The 21416-nt window shown below is 59.8% G+C and carries 16 protein-coding genes and 1 pseudogene; 2 read left to right on the top strand and 15 right to left on the bottom strand.

The features are described 5' to 3' along the window. Positions 1–7 precede the first annotated feature (7 nt). The 14 genes from J7359_RS16870 to J7359_RS16805 all read right to left on the bottom strand — a co-directional run bounded on the left by J7359_RS16870 (position 8) and on the right by J7359_RS16805 (position 16693). A complete protein-coding gene (locus J7359_RS16870; protein WP_064225045.1) occupies positions 8–1054 on the bottom strand; it encodes a toprim domain-containing protein in 1047 nt (348 codons plus the stop codon). Beyond that, complete coding sequence (locus tag J7359_RS16865; RefSeq protein WP_037930959.1) at positions 1051–5448, bottom strand: strawberry notch-like NTP hydrolase domain-containing protein; 4398 nt, start codon at positions 5446–5448, stop codon at positions 1051–1053. The genes J7359_RS16870 and J7359_RS16865 overlap by 4 nt, the downstream gene beginning before the upstream one ends. Positions 5449–5963: 515 nt before the next feature. After that, the gene (locus J7359_RS16860; protein WP_037931030.1) at positions 5964–6593 is read right to left on the bottom strand and encodes a hypothetical protein; all 630 of its coding nucleotides are present in this window, start codon (positions 6591–6593) and stop codon (positions 5964–5966) included. Positions 6594–6698: 105 nt separating this feature from the next. Then, positions 6699–7175, bottom strand: a complete 477-nt coding sequence (locus tag J7359_RS16855; protein WP_037930962.1) for a hypothetical protein — start codon at positions 7173–7175, stop codon at positions 6699–6701. Between the two features lies 1 nt (position 7176). Further along, positions 7177–7560, bottom strand: a complete 384-nt coding sequence (locus J7359_RS16850; protein ID WP_009804230.1) for a DUF6878 family protein — start codon at positions 7558–7560, stop codon at positions 7177–7179. An 80-nt stretch (positions 7561–7640) separates the two neighbouring features. Further along, positions 7641–7937 carry a hypothetical protein gene (locus J7359_RS16845; RefSeq protein ID WP_009804229.1) on the bottom strand — a complete coding sequence of 99 codons (297 nt, stop codon included), beginning with the start codon at positions 7935–7937 and terminating at the stop codon, positions 7641–7643. A gap of 116 nt (positions 7938–8053) precedes the next feature. Then, complete coding sequence (locus tag J7359_RS16840; protein ID WP_009804228.1) at positions 8054–8434, bottom strand: DUF3768 domain-containing protein; 381 nt, start codon at positions 8432–8434, stop codon at positions 8054–8056. A gap of 126 nt (positions 8435–8560) precedes the next feature. Next, the gene (locus J7359_RS16835) at positions 8561–10732 is read right to left on the bottom strand and encodes a ParB/RepB/Spo0J family partition protein (RefSeq protein ID WP_009804227.1); all 2172 of its coding nucleotides are present in this window, start codon (positions 10730–10732) and stop codon (positions 8561–8563) included. A 149-nt stretch (positions 10733–10881) separates the two neighbouring features. Beyond that, the gene (locus tag J7359_RS16830; RefSeq protein WP_007120589.1) at positions 10882–11340 is read right to left on the bottom strand and encodes an acyl-CoA thioesterase; all 459 of its coding nucleotides are present in this window, start codon (positions 11338–11340) and stop codon (positions 10882–10884) included. Positions 11341–11413: 73 nt separating this feature from the next. Beyond that, positions 11414–12295, bottom strand: a complete 882-nt coding sequence (locus J7359_RS16825) for an AraC family transcriptional regulator (RefSeq protein WP_227511477.1) — start codon at positions 12293–12295, stop codon at positions 11414–11416. A gap of 52 nt (positions 12296–12347) precedes the next feature. Beyond that, positions 12348–13550: a CoA transferase gene (locus J7359_RS16820; RefSeq protein WP_037930974.1), complete on the bottom strand. Its 1203-nt coding sequence runs from the start codon at positions 13548–13550 to the stop codon at positions 12348–12350. After that, on the bottom strand, positions 13550–14704 hold the full coding sequence (locus tag J7359_RS16815) for an iron-containing alcohol dehydrogenase (protein WP_037930977.1): 1155 nt from the start codon (positions 14702–14704) through the stop codon (positions 13550–13552). Before J7359_RS16815 ends, J7359_RS16820 begins: the two co-directional genes overlap by 1 nt. 18 nt (positions 14705–14722) lie before the next feature. Then, positions 14723–15883: an acyl-CoA dehydrogenase family protein gene (locus J7359_RS16810; RefSeq protein ID WP_037930980.1), complete on the bottom strand. Its 1161-nt coding sequence runs from the start codon at positions 15881–15883 to the stop codon at positions 14723–14725. Between the two features lie 15 nt (positions 15884–15898). Continuing rightward, entirely contained in the window at positions 15899–16693 is a 795-nt protein-coding gene (locus J7359_RS16805; protein WP_037930983.1) for an IclR family transcriptional regulator, read from the bottom strand. 171 nt (positions 16694–16864) lie between these two features. On the opposite strand from J7359_RS16805, the gene J7359_RS16800 reads away from it, so the two are divergent. Both J7359_RS16800 and J7359_RS16795 read left to right on the top strand, forming a co-directional pair. Beyond that, positions 16865–18319 (top strand): NAD-dependent succinate-semialdehyde dehydrogenase, encoded by a 1455-nt coding sequence (locus J7359_RS16800; protein WP_224769585.1) that lies wholly within the window; start codon positions 16865–16867, stop codon positions 18317–18319. Positions 18320–18327: 8 nt separating this feature from the next. Beyond that, positions 18328–20367, top strand: a complete 2040-nt coding sequence (locus J7359_RS16795; protein WP_037930989.1) for an FAD-dependent oxidoreductase — start codon at positions 18328–18330, stop codon at positions 20365–20367. Here the strand turns inward: J7359_RS16795 and J7359_RS16790 are convergent. Continuing rightward, positions 20340–21103: pseudogene (locus J7359_RS16790) on the bottom strand (IS5 family transposase). The gene J7359_RS16795 and the pseudogene J7359_RS16790 sit on opposite strands and share 28 nt — an antisense overlap. Positions 21104–21416: the final 313 nt, after the last annotated feature.

The raw sequence follows: 21416 nt of genomic DNA, 5'->3' as shown, positions 1-21416 counted from the left end.
CTGGCGCTCATCCGTCCTCGATCTCCAGACCGTTTGCCTTCATGGCCCCTAACAGAGACCGGCGCAGCGCATCTCTGCCAAATGTCCGCAGATCATCGTTGAAATCGCCCAGTTCAGGGACGAGATAACCGCAGGAAATTCCTCGATATTCCAGTTGGTTACGCAATCTTATGGATGCATTGCGTCCGGCATCGTCATTGTCCCGCGCGATCCAGATGCGCTGAATCCCCGGCGATGGAATGAAGAGGCCGAGATGGGTGGCGGTGAGACAGGAGGCGAGGTCGAACTCCGGGAGAGCCGTTCCGATTGAGAGGGTGTTTTCGAGCCCTTCGCCGACGATGAGATCCGAGCGACCCGCGCCGGCCCAGAAGCGGATGGCATGGCCGTGCAGCTGCCCAAGGATCCGTTTGGGTCTCTCGATCGTGGCCAACCCGTCGGTAGACGGGTCGAGATAGACCCGCGCGCATCCGGTGATCTGGCCCCGTTTGTCGGTGATCTTTGCGAGCAGGGCAGGGGCCCTTCGCGGCTGATCGGGATCGTCCTCGCCCTGCCGCAGGAAGACTCGAGGGTGATAGCGCAGGGCAGGTCCAAGCCGTGTGATGCCGCGCCCCTGCAGATAGGTGGCGGCCGGGGTGCCAAGCACCGGCTTGCCAGCGGCAAAGAGCTTCCGCGCCCGCGCGATGCGTTTGGCGGAGGCTGCATCAGGGCGCTCAGCCCTTTGGGTGTCTCGAGGTGCGGCAGGGCAGGGGGCCTCGCCGAGAAAGGACCGGGCCTCCCTCAGCGTCTCCTTGAGCGTGACCGACCCAAGCCGTTCCTGCAGCAGGTCGATGAGATCGCCATATTCACCCGTCGCGAAATCTTGCCAGGATCCGGCCTTGCGCTCACCTTGAGCTTGCAGACGGATGGCGAGGCTTTGGCCCTTTGCACCGGACGTGTCGCCGACCTGCCAATAATTGCCCTGCTTACGACCCTCGGGGAAATACTGGCGGCAGAAACTCTCGGCACGGTCTGCCAGAGCGGCCGAGAGGTCTGCGATGCTGCGCCGCGCGCTCATGCGGCGACATCCGCTGCGCTGGCACCCACCGGGTGCTCAGCCAGAACCCGCGCCAGCACGTCAGTGCCATCCACTGGGATGAACACCCGAGTCTTCCACTGGATCACCTCGGCAAAACAACCCATCGCTTTCAGACGGGGCAGGGCCGCGCCCGACGCGCCGATCAGCTCAAGTCTCGGCTGTCCCATGACCAACGACCGGCGCAACTGGTAGCCGCCGAGGAGGTTCAGGGTCGTCCTGGCTTCCATCACCGCGCTGAGCACTTCCTGCGGCGACATCTCGATCTGACAATCGAGACCAAGGCGTGAATAGACATTCAGGAGCTGCTCCTGACTGACGAGACGGCCGATAGCGCGCTCCCCGTCCTCGGCCTGCAGGCGGTAAATGCGCATGTTGTCGGCAGGAAGCCGGTCCCAGATCGGCAGGAGGAGGCCGCAGATCAGCGTGATCTTCGATGTGGTGAACTGCGGCACCGCGTCGACCTCAGCCTGCCAGAGCTGTTCGAACATCGCATCGTCTATCTCTTCCCAGTGCGATTTCGAGAACTCGGTGAGGGCGAGGATCTCGGTCGCCATGGGCCGTAGCAGTTTCACCCGCAGGATCGGTACGCCATCCTCATCCATGAAGGCCGGCGCCTTCACCATCAGGGCCGCGCGTTTGGAGGTCTTGTTCCAATAGAGCGTCGCGCCTTTGTTATCAGCGCAGATGGCTTTCACGCGGGACAGGGTGAGCGGATCGTTTCGATCCGTACGCTCAACGGTCAGGGCGGTGGCCGTCGCCCCCGTCGCCTCATGTTCGAAGATCACCTTGCGGTCGACGATCTCGAATTTTTCGGCGCGCAGGGTCTCTAGCCCGACGTCCAGCGTGCCAGCCTGCCGTGCGTCCTCGATGATGGCCGAAAGTAACCCGCCGAAAGCCTCGAAGATCGCGTCCTGCATGTCGATCCGCAGTGCCAGACAGCGGTTCAGGAACTGCTGGATAGGCGGCAGATTCTCTTTCATCGTGCCATCCGCCTCATCGAGTGTCAGCCCGGTCATCTCCTGGAACCTGGCATATGAGCAGGCGTCGATCTTGCCCGCCCGCAGCTTGTAGAAGAACTGTCGCAGCGCCGCGCGTGCGTAGGGGCTCTCAAGATTGTCCTCGGCGCGGAACATGTTCTGGCCGCCGGTTTCGCGCTGCCCCTTGGTGATCGCCCCGAGCGTGTCGAGGCGGCGCGCGATGGTGGAGAGGAACCGTTTCTCACCCTTCACGTCTGTTGCGACGGGTCGAAACAGCGGCGGCAGCGCCTGATTGGTGCGGTTGGTGCGCCCGAGCCCCTGGATCGCATTGTCGGCCTTCCAGCCGGGCTCAAGGAGGTAATGCACCCGCAGGCGCTGGTTCTTGGCCCCGAGATCGGCATGATAGCTGCGCCCGGTGCCACCGGCATCGGAGAAGATCAGGATGCGCTTGGCATCATCCATGAAGGCCTGGGTTTCTCCGAGGTTGGAGGAAGCGGGACGCTTCTCGACCTTGAGCCGCCCCTCCCGCGTCTTCACGATGCGCCGTTTGCGCCCCGTGACCTCGGCCACAGCCTCCCCTCCGAAATGCCAAAGGATCTGGTCGAGAGCACCCTGTACTGGGGCGAGGGCACCGAGATGCTCGACAAGCTCGTCCCGCCGCCGCTCCGCCTCGCGGCAAATGATGTGATTGCCATCGCCATCGACGGCCGGGCGCGAGCGCAGATCCCCGCTCTCGTCGGTGTAAGGCTCGAAGAGCCGCGTCGGGAAGGAATGCATCAGGTAGTCCATGATGTTCTCGCGCGGCGTAAAATCGACCTGCAGATCATCCCACTCCGAAGGCGGGATCTCTTCGAGACGCCGTTCCATCACCGCCTCGCTGGTCGACACCACCTGGATCACCGCCGAATGTCCCGCCGCCAGGTCCGCCTCGATGGCGCGGATCAGCGAGGGGCATTTCATGGCGGTGATGAGGTGGTTGAAGAAGCGCTGCTTGTTGCTCTCAAACGCCGAGCGTGCGGCGGATTTGGCCTGAGGGTTCAAGGTGCCTGTCTCAGACGAAATGCCAGAGGCTTGTAGGGCAGCCTCAAGGTTGGTGTGGATGATCTGGTAGGCATCAGCGTAGCTGTCGTAGATCGCGACCTGGGCGGGCGTCAGCTCATGGACCAGCATCTCGTATTCGACCCCGGCATAGGAGAGGGACCGCGCGAGATAGAGCCCAAGCGCCTTCAGGTCGCGGGAAATCATCTCCATGGCGGCGATGCCCCCGGCCTCCATCGCGGCGACAAATTCTGCCCGCGTCACGAAGGGGAAATCTCCCGTGCCCCAGAGACCGAGGCGCGAAGCATAGGCAAGATTGCCAACGACCGTCGCCCCGGTGGCCGAGACATAGAGTACGCGGGCGTCGGGCACGGCGTTTTGCAGCGCGAGGCCCGCAAGGCCTTGTTGAGAGGCCTTTTTGTCGCCGCGGTCGGACTTTTCGCCGGCGGCATTGGCCATGGCGTGGCTTTCATCAAAAGCGATGACCCCGTCGAACCCCTCGCCGAGCCAGGAGGTCACTTGCTCGAGGCGGGCAGCCTTGCCCTCACGTTCAGCCGAGCGCAGCGTGGCGTAGGTAACGAAGAGGATGCCCTCGGGCAGGCGTATGTCGCTGCCTTGGCGGAATTTTGAGAGCGGCACGATATCGCTTTCACGCCCGCCGAGCGCCATCCAGTCGCGTCGCGCATCCTCGATGAGCTTGTCGCTCTTCGAGACCCAGACCGAGCGGCGACGCCCCTGCAGCCAGTTGTCGAGAATGATACCCGCGACCTGTCGCCCTTTACCGCATCCAGTGCCATCACCGAGGAACCAGCCCTTGCGCAGGCGGAAGGCGCCTTCGTCACCCTCAGCCGCTGCAATCAGTTGGCCTTCGATCTCGCCACGCTTGAACAAGCCTTTGAGATGCGTCTCGTGTGCATTGCCCGCGTAGATCACGCTTTCGAGCTGCGGCGCAGAGAGGAGACCGTCTCGAACGAGGGTCTTCGGCAGAACGGGGCGGTAGCTCGGCACGGGCGGCGGCACCGAGGCCATGGCGGCGGATTGCACAAGTGCTGTCGGATGCTCCGCCGCGCCGTCGATCCGGATCGCCTGCAGGTCATAGACCTCGTAGACCGTGTCCTGCAACGTGCCATAGGGTTCGCTCCAGGCTTTTGGCAAGTAGTCGAGCGGGGCCGTCTCGATGTCGTCGAACGGATGCTTCGCGCGTTCCTCGGCGAGCGCACGGGTTTCTTTGCGTGCTGCGTTGCGCAGGGCGTGGAGGTTGGTGCGGGTCGGCTGAGACGGGACCGAAAGGGCCGATGTGGTGGGGCAGGGCGGGGGGCTGCGGCGTTCCGGGCAATGGGCGAGTACTACGGAGAGAAGATCACTCGTGGTCGCGCAGATCGGATGATAGGCGGCGTCAATATCAGCCGGTGCGGTCTCTTCAGCACCAGCCGCGCGCTTATCGATTACCGTCAACCGCGTGTCGATCGTGGTGCCATGCCGTGCGAAGACCTTGCCGTCGATGGGGGCCGAAAACACGACATCGGCGCTCTGGCCGATCCGCTGAAATGTCGACTGGAAGGATTTCAAAGAGGGACGGAAGCTTTCGCCGGTGATGACGACAAGCCGCCCACCAGGCGCGAGGCGTGCCAGGGCGGAAAGCACATGCTGACTGGTCGCTTGCCTAAACCGGCCCTCGACATGGTTGGCAGCGGAAAACGGCGGGTTCATCACCACGACCGAGGGCGTGATCGAGCGATCAAGACGATCGTCGATCGAGGCAGCATCGTGGTCAGATACGGCGGCATCGGGGAACAACTGCCCCAGTAGGGCGCGGCGCGTGTCGGCAAGTTCATTCAGCGCCAACCGTGCACCAGCGATCTTTGCAAAGATGGCCAGCATGCCCGTGCCCGTCGACGGCTCGAGCATCAGGTCGTCGTCCCGAAACCCGGCGGCCTGCGCGACGATGGCCGCGAGGGGCAAAGGCGTGGAAAACTGTTGCAGACGGATACTGTCTTCGGAGCGGCGCGTGTGAGACGGGGCCAGAGCCGTGAAACGTTCGATCATGGTGAGGAAGGCCTGCGGCGACAGTGCCTGACGCTGCATCAGCGCGCCGTAGCGCGAGAGTATAAGGATTTGGGCGACCTCGGCCGCCTCATAGGCGTCTTTCCAGACCCAGGCACCACTTGTGTCACTGGCACCGCAAGCATCTTCCATCGCGGCGCGAAGTGCGGCGGCGTCGATGGACCTGCCTGCCTCGAAAACGGGGACGAGGATTTTCGCAGCCTGCATCAGGTTTTGGGCGAAGCGTGGGGCATCCGGCAGGGCAGGGGCTTCGGGCTCGGTTGCAAGTTGGACGGAATGGGGGTGAGCGTTCATCGGCAATCTCCGGGGTTGAGGGTTGGCCCCGAGCCCCGCGTGCACTCTCTCACCCGGGAGGGGTCACCCCTCCCGCCCTGTCTCTCACTCTTTCATGGCCTCGAAAACTGAAGTCTTGGCAGCGAAAACTTATCCACAAAATCTGGGGATGACGCTGTGGGCGTTGTCGCGCAAACCCATGCCAGGCTGCTGGGACACGGCCGTGCCTGCATTTTGGGCACCTCCAGCGAAACGGACCCGACACACAGCAAGCTCGGGGACCGAATGGTCAACGAGGAGAAATCGCAAGAGCTCAGAATGGGGATCTGCAAATAAAAAGGCGACATCCGGGAGGAGGTGGATGCCGCCGATTATTCCGGATCGGCTCAGGGAGGAGGAGAGAACCGATCACAAGAGCGAACATAGGAGCAATGCTGCAGTCGCACAATGGGCGGGCTATGACTTTTCTGCAATGCAGCAATGCATGTCCGCGATCGGGTGCTGCCCATAGTTCCGGTGTGTGGCGGCGAGTTATTCTATGGATATGCGGTCAATGCACCGGTCGCGGGTGGCGCATGGGGATCGGACCGAGGAACGGCATTCCGCGCCTCCGGCAAACAATGCGTCTCATAGGCGCCAACAAACCCCCAGCAAGCGTCGATCTCCTCGCCACCCTGTTCGACGATGTAACCATAGACACGCCCACCAAGGTAAGAATCGTAGTCGGCGGTCTCACCACGTAAGATGTCTACAGCCTGTTCGCGCAGGGCCTTGGTCACGCGTTTTACACCGAATTCCTTTCGGACCGCTTCGAGCGTCACGTAGACGTAACCGACCTGCCCAGAATCCCACGGGCAGTGGAACCCGACGGTGTTCATCGCGAGACCGGAATGGTCATAGAGAAACACAGGCAGAATGATTGCCTTCCGCTCGGCGCGGTCCCGCAGACGATCCATCGAGAGATCGCTCTGATCCGAGACGCCCGCAAGATCGCGCAGGAACGCCTCAGGGCTGTCGTACTGATGGCTGTCACCCAGCCGATAGCGGCGGTGCCAGCAGATCAGCGTACCGAGGTTGCACCACTCTCGTGGGTCCTCAGCGTCGGGGTCGTGGTAGATCTTGATCGTGTGGCCCTGGTGGACCTCCTCGTAGACGGGATCTTGCATGTCCATGTCCTTTCTCGAAACGCAATCGACCCGCCAAGCCGGTTGTGGCGCAGGCGGGTCGATCTGGATGGGATCAGATGGTTGGTGAGTTTGCCGCCCGGCGGATCAGGCGGCGGCGCGATTCTGGCGATGCTGGACGTGCTCGACAGAGACCTTGAGAAGCCAATCCTCAAAGCCAAGAATGGTCTGGTGACCCGCAACCGCCTGGACCCAGGCCGCACGCGGATCGCTGCCGATCTGCGTCGGGTCGTTGTCGATCCGGCCATTGGCCATCCACGGTTCGGGTTGTATGCGTCCGAGCCAGTCAGCCAGTGACGGGATACGCCCCTGGCAGTCTTCGCGCACATGCTGCTCGCCGATCCAGCGGATCGGAACGACCCGGCCCGCGCTGTTGATCAGGCTGCGACCGAACACCCGCTCGGCATCATAGATCCCGACCGTATGATGTTTTTGGGCTCTGTGAACAAAGAGACCTAGGTGCTCTTTAGATGAGTCAAACCAGTCATGCACATGTTGGTAATCATCTGGAACACCGCCAAATCTACGGGCCGAGCTTTCGGCGTGGTGGAGAGGATGTGCCATGTCAGAGCCCCTCATGTTCTGTGGTGTCGGTCTCGATGAAGCGGTTCGAGTGGCTGACATCGATCTTGTCCGTCTCGAGCGCCCAGGTCAATTCGCCATAGCCGCCCTCGTTGTTTTCGAAGCCAGGGCTCAGCGCATAGGCAAAGTCCCAGCCGAAATCTTCGACCCGTCGCCGCAGCTCTTCTGTCAGGGTAATCGTGTCAGGCGTCACGACGACCTCCTCGACATTGCCGGAATCGCCATAGCCTTCATATTGCACGTCGAGGCCGGTCACGCCGAGGCCGCGCAGTTCGGTGAGAAGGGCTGCGCGGGTCTCGACCCGCTGTTCGGCTGCCCGTCTCTGGGCTTCGAGCATCTGCGCGTAGAAATCATTTGCTTGTGTCATATCTTCGGTCCTTTGGAATTGAGGGAGGGTGAGGGCGACCGTCTTGCAGGCCGCGCCCCGGAGGTTTCCTTTGGGGGGCTTCAGGCCGCAGCGTCGCCGCGTTTCTCAGCCGTCCGGTCAACCAGGTTGAAATACAAATTCTCGGTCGCGCGCTTGAACCCCGGCGGTTTGCGCGGAGCGAGGCAGCGCACCGAGGCGCTGCAGCTCTCGCCGTGCTCCATCGCGAACTGCGTCACTTGGTCGATCAGATCATCCATGCCCGCGGCCTCGATGCGCTTTTCGGGGTAGTTCGCCAGCATCTGGAACTGGGTGACGACGAAGGCGCCATCGCGATGTGCGGGATAGAGGGTGATCTGGTAGTCGAGTGTCTTGGCCATCTCTGGTCTCCTGCGGCAGGCCGGACACGATCATCGCGCCCCTTGGAACCCGCCAGCCCGAAAGGACCGCCCTTTGTGCAAGGGCGATCCGTGGCGATGTCGGTGAAAAAGGGGCGTCAGTATTCCGACGGCAGAAGCAGGGTCAGGACCCGGCGCGTCTGATCAGGATCGGAGGGCTCAGGCGAGCCATAGGTGTAGTCGACGTCGTACAGGTCGATCTTGAACCAGACCTTCGTGCCGTCGAGGTCGATGACGCCCATCTCGTGCCATCCTTGCGGGTCGCTGTCAGCGTTGAACGCGTCAAATGAAGCCACGCTGCGGGTGAGAGCAAGCTGGGCATCGGGCCCAAGCGCTGCAACGCCACGGGTCATCACGAACTGGCCCTGCGGGGCATCGGTGACGAGGATATTGCCAAGGATAGAGCGACGAAAGGCGTCATTCTGCGAAGCGACGAGTGCGGCTTCCTTAACGGGATCGAGGTCAAGTGTGGTGGTCATGGGATATCTCCGGGACGGGCCCGCCGATCCGATATCGGCTGTTGGTAACCCGTCAGCCGGAAAGGGCCGCCCTCGATGTGAGGACGGCCCAAGGCTCATGTCGTGATCAGGTCAGCGTGCGGCTCGTCAAGCCGCATCCTCGCTGAGGAAGGCGGGCAAGGACGACGGTTCATCGCTCTCGGCGTCGCTCAGAGAATCTTCGGCGGACACATCCCCCTCCTCGGTCTCCGGCGCTTCGCCTGCCATGTCGGCAACAGCCTCCGCCGCACCGGCAAACACCATCCCGTCGGGCAGCCAGCGCGTCGTCCTGACAACCGTTGCGGCGTCGAACCCTTCCGTCTCGCCGGCCGTTTCCGCGAAGGCCCGCTCCATCGCGGCCGCGATATCGCCCTTACGCTCGCGATTGCGATCTTCGGCGTAATCGTCGCCAATGAGCTTGCGCGCGGTAGCGACCGCATGCCCCTTGTTGACCCGACCCCAGTAATTCTGAGCAGTCGGGCGCCAGCAGGCCGCCACATCGACGTCAAGACGCGCGCCGATCTCCTCGATGATCGGGGAGGGGCGATTGTCGGAGGAAAGCTGCGGCTTGACTGCCAGACCCGTCGCCCAGGCGAAAAGCGCCTGCTTGGCGGCAATGGGCAGCGCCGACATCGCCCGGAAGTTTTCGGGCTTCTCCAGCGTAATCCAGTCGGTGGCGAGGCCCTGCTCCAGCGCCTCGAGCATCTTCTGGGCAACAGTATCCGAATGCAGCACCTCGCGGTTCTGCGCCTGGAAGGGCCGGATCGAGATATCGAGCGCCTCGTTGTTGTAGGACCGCCCCAGAGCCTGCTCGCAGAGCGCGTAGAGCATCGCATCGAACGCCACCTCGAAATCCGCCGCCAGATGCGCCCGAAGGATATGCTGACGCGTCGCGCGCAGATCGTCGGCGAGGCTCGCCGAAATCCCGTTCGCCTTGCGCAAGGTCGCGGCCGGGTCGGAGGTGGGCACCGGTGTCGAGGAGGTTGGCGGCGTCACGTTCGGGCGGACAGGAGACGGGGCATCACCCGCGTCAGCACTATTTTCGCTCGGGACGACCGCAGCGGGGATATCTTCTGGCCGCACGAGGCCTTTCTCGACACGCAGCGCGCCGTCATGACCGATGGTCAGAACCACGCCCGCGATGGCACGATCTTCGTCCGCGTAAGGCTGCCGTTCGCGTTGCAGGGCCTCGATCTCGCGCAGGCGCGGCTCGATGGCATAATATTCTTCCGTCTCCGCGTCCGTCCAGTCCTCGCCGTCATTCTTCGCCGCCAGTTCTTCCTCGCGCGCAATGAGACGTTCTTCTTCGGTGAGCAGGTCCGGATCGGGGTCGATGTCCTGCGGATAGACCCGCCCGAAGCTGCGAAACGCGCCGTAATCCACCGAGAGATGCACCTCGACCCATTTCCACGTTCCCTCGAAGGTTTTCGCCGCAGCCTGCAGCTTTTCGATGGCGAGACGCTCTAGGAGTTCGGGGTTCTCCATATGGGCGCTGGCGCGGTCGTCGAAGAGATCGCGCAGCAGAACACCACCCGCCGCCTCATAGGCCTCAATGCCGACAAAGCGCCCGATGGCCGAGTTCGCCGAATGGGCGGTCTCGGTAAGATGGCGTTTGATGCTTTGCGGATGGATGTGATAGCCGCCCTTCACTGCGTTCCAGACCGCCAGCTGGCGATCATGGTCGTCGGTCAGTGTGAAAGCCATCACGCATTCAAGGGTCAGATCACCCGCGCGGAACTGCTCGATGATCTCGGGCGCGACACGGGCGAGTTTGAGGCGGCGGCGCACCAGGTCGACGGAGACGCCGAATTTGAGCGCGATCTCGTCTTCGCTGCGGCCCTCGGCGATCATCGCCTCAAAAGCCTCGAACTGGTCGGCGGGGTGCATCGCCGCGCGCTGGAGGTTTTCAGTTGCAGAAGTAAGGATGGCGTTGCGCTTATCATCGACGAGGCAGGGCACGGGGTGATCGGCGGGGATGACGCTGTCCTCAGCGAGCTGCTTCAGCGCCTTGAGGCGACGACCGCCGGCATCGACTGCAAAACGTGTCTCTGACAGCGCATGAACCACCAGATTCTGTTTAATTCCGGTCTCGCGGATACTGACGAGGAGCTCAGCATCGTCGCTGGCGCTGGCCGCAACTTTTCGAACGTTGAGCGGGCTCGGCTCCAACTGGTCGAGCGGGATCATCCGGATGTCGGTCCCGCCGCCAGGCACGGACAACTCAGTGGCTTCGGTTTTCTTCGCAGTGGCGGGTTTCGGGCGGGTTGTGGTCTTGGCCATGGTCAGGGTCCTTGTCACGCCGGACCCGGAAGAGCCTCTCTCTATCCTTTCAAGCCCGGCACCCGGGCTTCCCTTTCTCTGGCTTTTTCTTGTGTTCCCTTACATGAGATCGTTTTGCACAGGCTTTGCTGTCTCCAAAGCCTACAGGCCTAGCTCACTGTTTGATTTTCCGAACCCACTTCCGCGAGCAAAATCTGCCGAATTGAGCTTTCAATTTTGACTTTACCAAATGTTGAAGCATCTCGGAAAACTGACTTCGTTTCGCATTCGAAGCAAATCAAGTCATGCTGACGGCCGACAACTTTTAGACCAACTGAACTTTCCCCGACATGGACCACATAGACCTCGCATGCTAGGTTCGCGCCTGCTTTCACCGGCGCATGGAATTGTAGGTCCATAGAGACAAAAGGCATGGCCGTGTTTCTTTCCGTGAGTAGAAAAAGCCAGCCCCGGCCTGAAAGCAAATCGTCCCAGAAAGTCTCGATCGCTTCCAGCGCGAAATTCGTAATCCGGCCAGTAAAGGCGATTCCCAGCTGGTCACAGTCGCCAAAGAAAATCCTGCGTTCGAAGGCAAATCGTGGTTTAAATTCTGTTTCTGGTACATTCATTGCAGCGTTACGGGCTCAACATTTCTTTGTCTCTGGTGCGTGACAGCGATAGGAAGGAATAGTTTTCCGGTCATTATGCCATGCGCCGGAATTCGGCGGGGGTCGCGCCTGTCATTTTTCGAAAAGTTCGACTAAAATGACTCTGATCTGCAAAACCGCAGTCAAGCGCGACCACTTTCAGGGGGGCATTACCCTTTCTCAGCATCTCCTGGGCCTTCGATATTCGCTTGCGCAAAACATATGCATACGGTGCCAACCCAAACTCCGCCTTGAACTGACGCGAAAAGTGAAACTGGCTGAAACCGATAGATGCGGCCATGTCTTCCAGACTGAGGTTTTCACCTAAGCAGCTTTCAACGAGATCGATGATTCTCTGCCTTTGAGCAGGGCTGAAGTTCGAGTTTGCGTCGCTGGTCAAAGAGACCTTGGCGTACTGACGCAGAAGGTGAACGGCGATCTGGCTGCGCAGGGCGTCGATGATCAATCTCTGGCCGATTCCACCGTTCTTTAGCTCATTCTCTAGCAATTGGATGCAGTTCAGGATACAGGGGTCCTTCGCAGATAGCCAATCATTGATCTCAATGGACTTCGGGTCACGATCAAAGACCGAAAGGGCCGTGTTTTCGAGTTCGCTGTGATTGAGATAGACGTGTCTAACCGTGATAGGCTCGGACCAACTCCAAGTGGATTCCTCTGCACGCGTGAGCAAGGAAATCCTACCTTTCTCTACGCGCGCGCTTTGCCATGGGCCGCCACTCGTGCGGCGCATAGTGGTTGGCGCGCCATCATATGCAACAATCATATAGTCGCGCATGGGGGGAATTGCCGCGTCTTGTCGCTCATAACGATAGCCCTTCAGGGTAATGCCGTTCCAGTTGCACCCGGAACTGTCCAACGTAGTCGTGCCGGGAATCCATTCGGGTATCCGGTCCGGTGATATGAGCAGTCTTTCCATCTTGGCCTCCCTGAACTTTTTCACGATCGTCCGCTTGAGCTGAAATTTCGGCTTAGGTCGTCTCGCGCATCCGCGGTTCTTCTCGAACGATATCCGCTTGAGTCAATCTATCGATTTCAGCTTCTGTCAGTCCAGCCTCGCTAAGCAACTGCCTACTATGCTGCCCGAAGCGAGGCGGTGCCGCGCGAACCGCTCCGGGGGTACGCGACAAGCGTGCTGGCACGCCGGTGCCGCGGTAGGTACCAACTGATACCACCATGCCGCGATGTCGGGTGTGTGGATGCTCCAACGCTTCATTCACATTCCGAACGACTCCGGCGGGAATCCCAGCTTTCAAAAGCACCGGCTCAAGTTTGAAGGCGTCATGTTGCACCAGGCACTCTGACAAGACCTCTGTCATCTCTGACCGATGCGCAAGACGCGCGGCATTGTCGGCAAATCGTGGATCGCAGGGCACCTCAGGTAGGCCAAGCACGTCACAGAGTTTTGCGAACTGACCATTGTTACCGATAGCCAGATAGAGTTTGCCATTACTTGTTTCGAACATGTCGTATGGTACGATATTTGGATGCCCATTGCCGGTCGCCATTGGTATCTGTCCGGACATGAGGGAATTAGCCGCTTGGGGATGCATCATGCTGATCGCGCAATCATATAGCGGCACTTCGATGGCTTGGCCCAATCCGGACCGGCCCCGTTCCAAAAGTGCGGCGAGAATAGCGTTACAGGCGATCAGACCGGTGCCGATGTCCACGATGGGCGTACCCATGCGTGTCGGGCCTTCGGAGGGATTGCCGTTGATGCTCATGAGGCCCGTCATAGCTTGTACCACGGCGTCATAGCCGGGAAAACCGCCAAGTGGGCCATCGGAACCAAATCCAGTCACGTGGCAGAGTACCAGTCTAGGAAAACGTGCCCTGAGAACATCATCATAACCAAGCCCCCATTTTTCAAGAGTACCAGACTTAAAATTGTGAACTAAAACATCTGCATCCTGAAGAAACCGCAATATCAGGTCGCGCCCTTCCGGTTGCTGCAGATCGATAGCGATGGACCGCTTGTTGCGGTTGGCGCCAGAGAAATAGGCGCTGAGTTCATCATTGAAAGGCGGGCCCCAACTGCGGGTCTCGTCGCCCAGAGGCGGCTCCACCTTGATGACCTCAGCGCCATGATCCGCAAGCATTTGGGTGCAGTAAGGCCCGCCCAGCACGCGGCTGAGGTCGACCACCTTGATCCCGTCCAATGAGCCAGCCATCAAAGCGCCTCCTGATAGAGGCGCGACACATCTTCGGCTGTCATGTCGCGCGGGTTGGTCTCCAGCAATCGCGTGATACCGGTCACGACCTCATTAGCCATTCCGGGAATGGCTGCCTCGGTCACTCCGACACCAGAAAGTCGAGACTCAAGTCCGCTTTCGACTAGCATCCGTTCCATCTCGTCGATCAGGCCATGGGCCGCAGCCGCATCAGAGTTAAAAGGCCGCGAGGGCAGTAGTAACCGCGATAGACGAGCATATTCAGCTTCTGCAACGGGCATGTTGAACCTCATCACTGGTCCTGCGACCAGAGCGTTTGCGTGCCCGTGAGGAACCTTGAAACCTGTTCCCAGTGGGTATGACAAGGCATGAATCGCCCCCACGCTGGCATTAATGAAGGCCATCCCAGCCAGTGTCGCCCCCAACAGCATGGCCTCTCGCGCTGACAGGTCCGAAGGCGTTTCCATGACGATTGGTAAGTTCTGACCGAGAAGCACCAGCGCTTTGTCCGCCATTCCATCGGAAATGGGATTCTTTCTGGTGCGACTGGTTACTGCCTCAATGGCGTGAACCATTGCGTCTAACGCCGTGGCCGCTGTGATGTGACGAGGCATTCCCAATGTTAGCTTTGCATCTAGCAAGGCAACGTCAGGCAGAAGCTGCGGTGCATATACCGCTTTTTTTTCGTGGCTTTCCGAAGTCAGCACGGACACCCATGTTACCTCTGATCCGGTCCCTGCCGTGGTTGGCACCTGAATCAGTGGCAAGCGTTTATCGGTGACCTGATTGATCCCGATCATGTCCGTAATCGGTTGATCGTTGGCTACCGCCGCTGCGATGACCTTGGCAGTGTCCAGTGAACTGCCGCCGCCAAGTCCGATGATTCCGTCAGCACCAAAGGCCCGCGCGACCTCTACCGCGGCCTCGACGACAGCGATCGGGGGGTCCGCTTTGACTTTATGAAAAATCTCAACCTCGATGCCAGCAGCCCTAAGTGAGGCGGCTGCCTCGTCCGCAAAACCACAGGCCAATATGCCCGGGTCCGTCACGACCAGCGCACGGGTGCAAGACAAATCTTGCATCAGGCTGCCGATCCGGCCAAGCCCACCGCTCTCGCAGACGATCCTCGGGGTGGAAAGGAAATTGAAGTCCATAGTTTGTCTTCGCTCCTGTTAAGCTGCTGCAGTGCGGATCATATTCCGCGCGATCAGTATTTGCTGAATCTGGGTTGTCCCCTCGTAGATGCGGAAGAGACGCACATCGCGATAGAAGCGCTCGACCGCATATTCGGCCATGTATCCTGCACCGCCGTGGATTTGCACTGCGCGATCGGCCACTCGACCTACCATCTCACTGGCAAACATCTTGCAGCAGGCAGCATCAGTCGACACGTTCTGACCAGCGTCCTTGCGGCGTGCTGTTTCTTCGATCATGCAACGCGCTGCGAAGGCCTCGGCGCGACTGTCAGCCAGCATGGCTTGGATCAGTTGCTTTTCAGCGATGGGTTCACCGAATTGTTTGCGTTCAATCGCATAGGATAGGCTGTCACGGATCAGCCGTTCGGCGGCGCCCACACAGACGGCAGAAATATGCAGTCGGCCCCGATCAAGGACTTTCATTGCCGTTTTGAAGCCCTTGTTCAGACGGTCCGGCCCGCCGATGATGTTCGAGGCAGGCACGCGGACATTGTCAAGGATGACGTCGCATGTGTGCGAACCCTTCTGCCCCATCTTCCTGTCAGGCTGGCCAAGCGTTATGCCCGGCGTCCCTGCCTCGACGAGAAAAGCGCTTACGCCGGCAGAACCTTTCACCTCTGGACTGGTCCGGGCAAAAACCGTGAATAGATCGGCACGCGGCGCATTGGTAATGTAGCGCTTCGTGCCGTTCAGTAGGAAATCGTTTCCATCACGCCGCGCAGTGGTGCGCAGACCGCCAGCATCCGAACCAGCATCTGGCTCGGTTAGGGCGAAGGATGCGATCATATCTCCGGAGGCGAGAGCTGGTAGATACTTCGCCTTCTGCTCGTCGGTTCCATCGATGATGATTCCCTGCGAGCCGATCCCGTTGTTTGTGCCAACTAGCGACCGGAACGCAGGCGAAGCCTGGCCAAGAACGAAAGCGGCTTGCACTTCCTCTATCATCGACAAGCCAAGCCCGCCGAAATCCTCCGGGATCGACATGCCGAAAAGGCCCATCGTGCGGATTTCATCGACCAGCATAGGCGGAATCACATCTTCATCGGCGACGCGATCCTCGTAAGGGATTAGTCGCTCTTTCACGAAGCGGTCGAGCGCGTCGAGAAACTGGGAAAGGGTATCTGTATCAAGGGCCATTATGCTCTCTATTGTTCAGGGTGCGACCGCCGCAACGCGGCGGACAAGATCGACAAGGCGGTGCGCGACGTCGCTTTCGATCCAATCGCGCGTAAGGGTTTGCGAAGGACCGCCGCAGTTGAAGGCAATGATGGGTGAGCCGTCCGTCGGCACGAAGGGCACTGCTACTGCGTTCACATCACGCTTCCACTCCGTGAAGGACGTGCAATAACCGTACTGTTGGTAGTCTTCGATAGCTGCTTCGATTCCGGGCTGCACATTCGGCCAGTTGTCACCCTCATGTTCCTCCACAAGGGCCAGAATTCTGGCCTGCTCATCCGGGCCGTGTGCCGCTATGCAGGCGCGACCAACCGCGGTAGTGGCCAGTTTAATATGGGCACCAACCTCAATCGCCAGCGTGACGGCGTTGGTGCCCTTGCACCGCTCTAGATAGACCATCGATAGTCGGTCACGACTGGCCATGGCCGCCGGCATACCTGTGTAATCGGCTAATTCCTGCATAAAGGGCTTTGCGAGTTGCCGCAGCGGAATCCCTGCAAGGCAGGAGAAACCCAGCGAAAGCACTGGAGGGGCCAGTCGATAGCGTGCTGTATCCGGATCGTAGCTGAGGTATTCCAGCTTGTTCAGTGTATAGGCCAGCCTTGAGACCGTCGATCTGCTCAGGCCAGTGCGCTCGGCCAACTCACCATTCCCCAGAGCTTCCCCTTCCCGCCGAAAGGCCCGCAACAGCTCCAAGCCGCGCGCCAACGCCGTGACAAAATCGCGGTCCTGTCTCTCGGCGTCCTTGGTGCGGTCTTTCCTTGGTCTCACGACATCCCTCCTCGGGAAGAATTATGCGTCTTGAAACACATCTAAACGATCGATAACGTCCGCGTCAATACTGCGGTAAACTTTTCCGCTATGCGGAAAACTAAAGTCGTCCATCTGGTCCCCTTCGTGCCGGATCCTGCGGATGACACAACTGAGCGAGGGCATAACGCCATGAAAGAAATGAATTATCCGACCATCCAGCACCTCATCGGACGGGACTGGATCGCTTCTCCCACGCCGGAGGATCGTGCAGTCATAAACCCTGCAAACGGGCAAACTATCGGACAGATTCCGCAGGCTAGCGCCGCAGATCTGGACCATGCGGTTCACTCGGCCGAATCAGCTTTTCGCCGATGGAAAAACAGCTCTCCCATGGAACGAAGTGCAATTTTGCGACGGTTTGCCGACCTGCTGCGCCAAAATGACAGACTGATCGCTGGCTGGATCACTCTCGATGAAGGCAAGCCGCTGGCTGAGGCCTTGGCTGAGGTCCGCGCCTCAGCTGACCACGTCGACTGGCACGCCGAGGAATGTCGGCGCATTTATGGGCGCATCATTCCATCGCGCAGCCCGGGGGTACAGCAGCTTGTCGTGCGCGAACCGATAGGCGTCTGCCTTGCCATCACGCCTTGGAATTTTCCGCTGAGCCAAGCGGTACGCAAGGTCGCGGCGGCGCTTGCGTCAGGTTGCACGATGATCTTGAAAGCCCCGGCAGAGGCTCCGGCGGGCTGCATGGCAATTGCGCGCTATCTGCTGGATGCAGGCTTGCCCGAAGGCTGTCTGAACCTTGTCTGGGGTAATGCGGCCTTCATTTCGGAAACTCTTATTGCGCGCCCCGAGGTGCGCAAGATCACCTTCACCGGTTCGGTCGAGGTGGGCAAGCATCTGGCAGAATTGGCTGGCCGCCACATGAAGCGGGCGACGATGGAACTCGGCGGTCACGCGCCCGTATTGGTGTTCGACGACGCCGATGCCACGGCCGCGGCGCGCGCCTTGGCGGGCAACAAGCTGCGCAATGCAGGCCAGGTGTGCATCGCCCCAACCCGGTTTTACGTACAACAAGGCATCTACGACCGATTTCTGTCCGAGCTAGTTTCAGCATTTGAGAGCGTAAAGGTGGGCGATGGTTTAACCGAGGGCACACAGATGGGGCCATTGTGTCATCGCGGACGCGTGAATGCGATGGAAAAGCTCGTCGAGGATGCCCGCGAAAACGGTGCACGGGTGTTGACGGGAGGCAAAAGGGTTGGGAATCATGGTAACTTCTATGCCCCGACAGTCGTCGATACGCCCAACGACGACATCGACTTGATGCGCGAAGAACCCTTCGGCCCGATTGCTGTCGTCTCGTCTTTTCGTGAAATAGAGGACGGACTGTCGCGGGCCAACGGGCTACCCTTCGGGCTGGCGTCCTATGTCTTTACCAATTCGTTGGAGCGTGCAGATAAAGCAGCTGCGGGTTTGCAGGCAGGTATGGTAAGCATCAACCAGTTCGGCCTGGCTCTGCCCGAGACTCCGTTTGGCGGCGTAAGAGACAGCGGCTATGGGACTGAAGGCGGGACAGAAACCTTCGAAGGCTATCTCAATACCAAATTTATCTCGCGCAATCGAGCGCCAGTGCTGTGAGGATGCCCATGCCTGTTGAATTAAGCTTCTCAAATGGCGCAGCAATTCTGACCATAGACAATTCGCCGCTTAACCTAATCAACGCGGAGGTTCGGGCTGGAATACAACAATGTATCTTCCAAGTCCTCGAAACTGGCGCTACCAGGCTGATTATCACCGGCGCAGGAACGACGTTCGTCGCGGGCGCGGATGCGAAGGAATTCGGACAGTTGCCTGTTGATCCACAACTAAATGACGTGCTGTTGCAACTTGCGCACCTTCCGATTCCGACTATCGCAGCCATCAACGGGGCTGCGCTTGGTGGGGGACTAGAGATTGCTCTGGCTTGCTGCTATCGCATCGCCTCAACTTCTACCAAACTGGGCCTGCCAGAGGTAAACTTGGGGATCGTGCCTGGCGCAGGGGGAACCCAAAGACTGCCGCGACTTATCGGTATTGAAGCTGCGCTTGACATGATCGTCACCGGGAAGGCTGTTTCCGCCGAGCAGGCACTGAAAATAGGACTGATCCAGCTGCTAGCCGATGACCCGCTTGGCGCGGCCATAGCTCTCGATGACGCTGTTCTAGAGGCGGCACAGGCACCCGACAATCTTCCTTCACCAATGCCAAACCACTTCGCAGCGGAAGTCGCCCGCGCGCAGGTAGCGCGGCGTATGCCTGGCCAGAATGCCCCGCATGTTGCGGTGGACCTGGTCGCGGCCAGCGCGATGACGCCGCTGCACGACGCACTGGCCAGCGAGCGCGCTGCGTTTTTGGACCTTCGTGCCTCGGATCAGGCGCGGGCCCTTAGGCACGTTTTCTTCACCGAGCGTACCGCAACCAACAAGGGGCGCACCTACCCCCGACCTTCCCGAGATGCTGAAACCGCCATCGTGGTCGGTGGTGGTAATATGGGAGCAGCTATTGCGTACACGCTAGCGACCGCAGGGATCTCGGTGACTGTCGTCGAACGCAGTGCCTCGTCCGCAGAGTGGGCCAGAGAAAACCTGCAAAAGCTGATTGATCAGGGTATCAGTCGCGGCATTCTGTCCCCCGATGCGGGAAAGGCGGTTGAGGACCGGCTGGTTACGGTCTCAGGCTATGACGCTCTGCCACCAACCGATCTAGCAATCGAGGCGGCCTTCGAGGATTTTGCGGTCAAGAGCGCGATCTTGACCGAACTCGAAGGTGCTCTGCCGCCCGAGACGATTATTGCCACAAACACATCCTATCTCGATGTAAATCGGCTTTCTGATGGGTTGAAGCACCCAGCACGCTTTGTAGGGATTCATTTCTTCAGTCCTGCGCATATTATGAAGCTTCTGGAAGTCGTCAGGAGCGACCGAACGTCAGACGATACATTAGGTGCAGCATTTGTGCTGGCGCGCAGGCTTGGTAAAATCCCGGTACTGTCTGGTGTTTGCGATGGCTTCATCGGAAACCGAATTTTGTCTAGCTACCGTCACGCCGCTAATCGCCTTCTGGTGAAGGGGGCTATTGTCGACGAGATCGACGCGGCTATGCGCGGATTCGGTATGGCGATGGGTCCATATGCTGCACAGGACATGTCGGGGCTGGACATCGCCTACGCGAATATCCGTCGCAAGGCCGCTGCAGAAGGGAACTGCTGTGGTCACATGCCCTTGGTCGAGCGGCTGGTCGAAAAGCACAAACGCCTAGGACGCAAATCGGGCGCCGGATGGTACGACTATGGGCCGGACGGCAAACCCTCACCTTCGGAGCTGGTCGCTAGCGAAATACTCCGTGTCTCAGAAGAAATGAACTTCACTCGCCGGGAGTTCTCAGCTGACGAAATCGTAGAAAGGCTCTTGCTCGCAATGGTGGCGGAAGCCTGCGATATCCTTGACGAAGGCGTCGCAGAAAAACCGCAAGACATCGACCTAGTAATGATTCACGGCTACGGATTTCCCCGCTGGCGGGGAGGCCTGATGCACCACGCCAAAAATATCGGCAAGGATCGGTTGGCCGCGCTGTTTAGCGCGCTTGTCAAAGAGGACCCTTGCGACTGGAGGGTGCCTCGTTATTTAGAAAGGGTTTTCGCGACCTGACGGTCAAAGTCCCGCGCCATAAGGCGCTGCCCCAGCAACTTAACACAGTGCATCTTCGTCTCGACGCGGCTTAGGCGGTGATGGTCTTCCAAGACTTTGCGTTCTTACCTGGTGGGATAACGGCGTGGACGCCACGGTCCGCAATCGCGTCCTGGCATTTTCGTGTGTCATACGCACCGTCAGCCGTGACACTGCTGGTCTGCCGGGATCTGTTCAAGAAGGTTGGGTAACACTGGAGCGTCACCGATGTGGCTCCCGGTGATCTGAACAGCGCGCACTTCCAACGTTTGCTCGTCGATCCCGAGGTGGATCTTGCGCCAGACCCGTCGCTTGGGGCCGCCATGCTTGCGGGCATGCCACTCACCTTCAAGCTTGATCCCCGTGCTGTCCACCAACAAGTGCAACGGCCCTTTGGAGCCGCGATACGGGATGTTCACGGCCAGGGTCTTCTGGCGCCGGGACAGGGTGCTGAAGTCGAGCACCGTCCAGTCGAGACCGATCAGCCGCAACAGGCTCTCGACGAACCCGGTCGCCTGTCGCAAGGCCATGCCGAACAGGACCTTCATCGAAAGACAGGTCTGGGTCGCGGCGTCGCTGTAACTCTTCTGCCTGTCGGCACGGCCTCCCAGCTCATCTCGGGGTCAAACCAGATCGTCAGCGAGCCACGGCGCTTGAGCGCTTCGTTATAAGCGGGCCAGTTCATGGTCTTGTATGTCGGGGTTGTCGGTCTGCTCATGCACCTCAGCTACCACGCTGGATTCATAAGATGAGTCCGACACGGGATTTGTGCATGCATGCCCCCATTGGTGCAAGTGATTTTTTGAACGGCGCGAGCGTGTGATCGGGTGCGGTCATGTATCAGGCCTCTGTGTGCGGCGCTGATGTAACCGCGGGCCGGTATGGCGATGCGCGGACCAGAGGCATATCAACAAACCGAGCTCGGTGGCTCCTGCACAAATGCTGCTTTCTCTGACCCGGATCTGATCGATCCTTCGCCCTTACTTTTCAGTGACCTCCTCACACTCCCAACTTACCGGGACGTCGTGGCA

Source organism: Paracoccus sp. R12_2 (assembly GCF_017744015.1).
GTDB lineage: Bacteria > Pseudomonadota > Alphaproteobacteria > Rhodobacterales > Rhodobacteraceae > Paracoccus.
Note: the sequence above shows the minus strand (reverse complement) of the source record. Positions and strands in the feature narration are given on the sequence as shown.

Coding starts and splice junctions, on each gene's coding strand:
- J7359_RS16870 (WP_064225045.1), bottom strand. CDS start 1,054: ATGAGCGCGCGGCGCAGCATCGCAGACCTCTCGGCCGCTCTGGCAGAC.
- J7359_RS16865 (WP_037930959.1), bottom strand. CDS start 5,448: ATGAACGCTCACCCCCATTCCGTCCAACTTGCAACCGAGCCCGAAGCC.
- J7359_RS16860 (WP_037931030.1), bottom strand. CDS start 6,593: ATGCAAGATCCCGTCTACGAGGAGGTCCACCAGGGCCACACGATCAAG.
- J7359_RS16855 (WP_037930962.1), bottom strand. CDS start 7,175: ATGGCACATCCTCTCCACCACGCCGAAAGCTCGGCCCGTAGATTTGGC.
- J7359_RS16850 (WP_009804230.1), bottom strand. CDS start 7,560: ATGACACAAGCAAATGATTTCTACGCGCAGATGCTCGAAGCCCAGAGA.
- J7359_RS16845 (WP_009804229.1), bottom strand. CDS start 7,937: ATGGCCAAGACACTCGACTACCAGATCACCCTCTATCCCGCACATCGC.
- J7359_RS16840 (WP_009804228.1), bottom strand. CDS start 8,434: ATGACCACCACACTTGACCTCGATCCCGTTAAGGAAGCCGCACTCGTC.
- J7359_RS16835 (WP_009804227.1), bottom strand. CDS start 10,732: ATGGCCAAGACCACAACCCGCCCGAAACCCGCCACTGCGAAGAAAACC.
- J7359_RS16830 (WP_007120589.1), bottom strand. CDS start 11,340: ATGAATGTACCAGAAACAGAATTTAAACCACGATTTGCCTTCGAACGC.
- J7359_RS16825 (WP_227511477.1), bottom strand. CDS start 12,295: ATGGAAAGACTGCTCATATCACCGGACCGGATACCCGAATGGATTCCC.
- J7359_RS16820 (WP_037930974.1), bottom strand. CDS start 13,550: ATGGCTGGCTCATTGGACGGGATCAAGGTGGTCGACCTCAGCCGCGTG.
- J7359_RS16815 (WP_037930977.1), bottom strand. CDS start 14,704: ATGGACTTCAATTTCCTTTCCACCCCGAGGATCGTCTGCGAGAGCGGT.
- J7359_RS16810 (WP_037930980.1), bottom strand. CDS start 15,883: ATGGCCCTTGATACAGATACCCTTTCCCAGTTTCTCGACGCGCTCGAC.
- J7359_RS16800 (WP_224769585.1), top strand. CDS start 16,865: ATGAAAGAAATGAATTATCCGACCATCCAGCACCTCATCGGACGGGAC.
- J7359_RS16795 (WP_037930989.1), top strand. CDS start 18,328: ATGCCTGTTGAATTAAGCTTCTCAAATGGCGCAGCAATTCTGACCATA.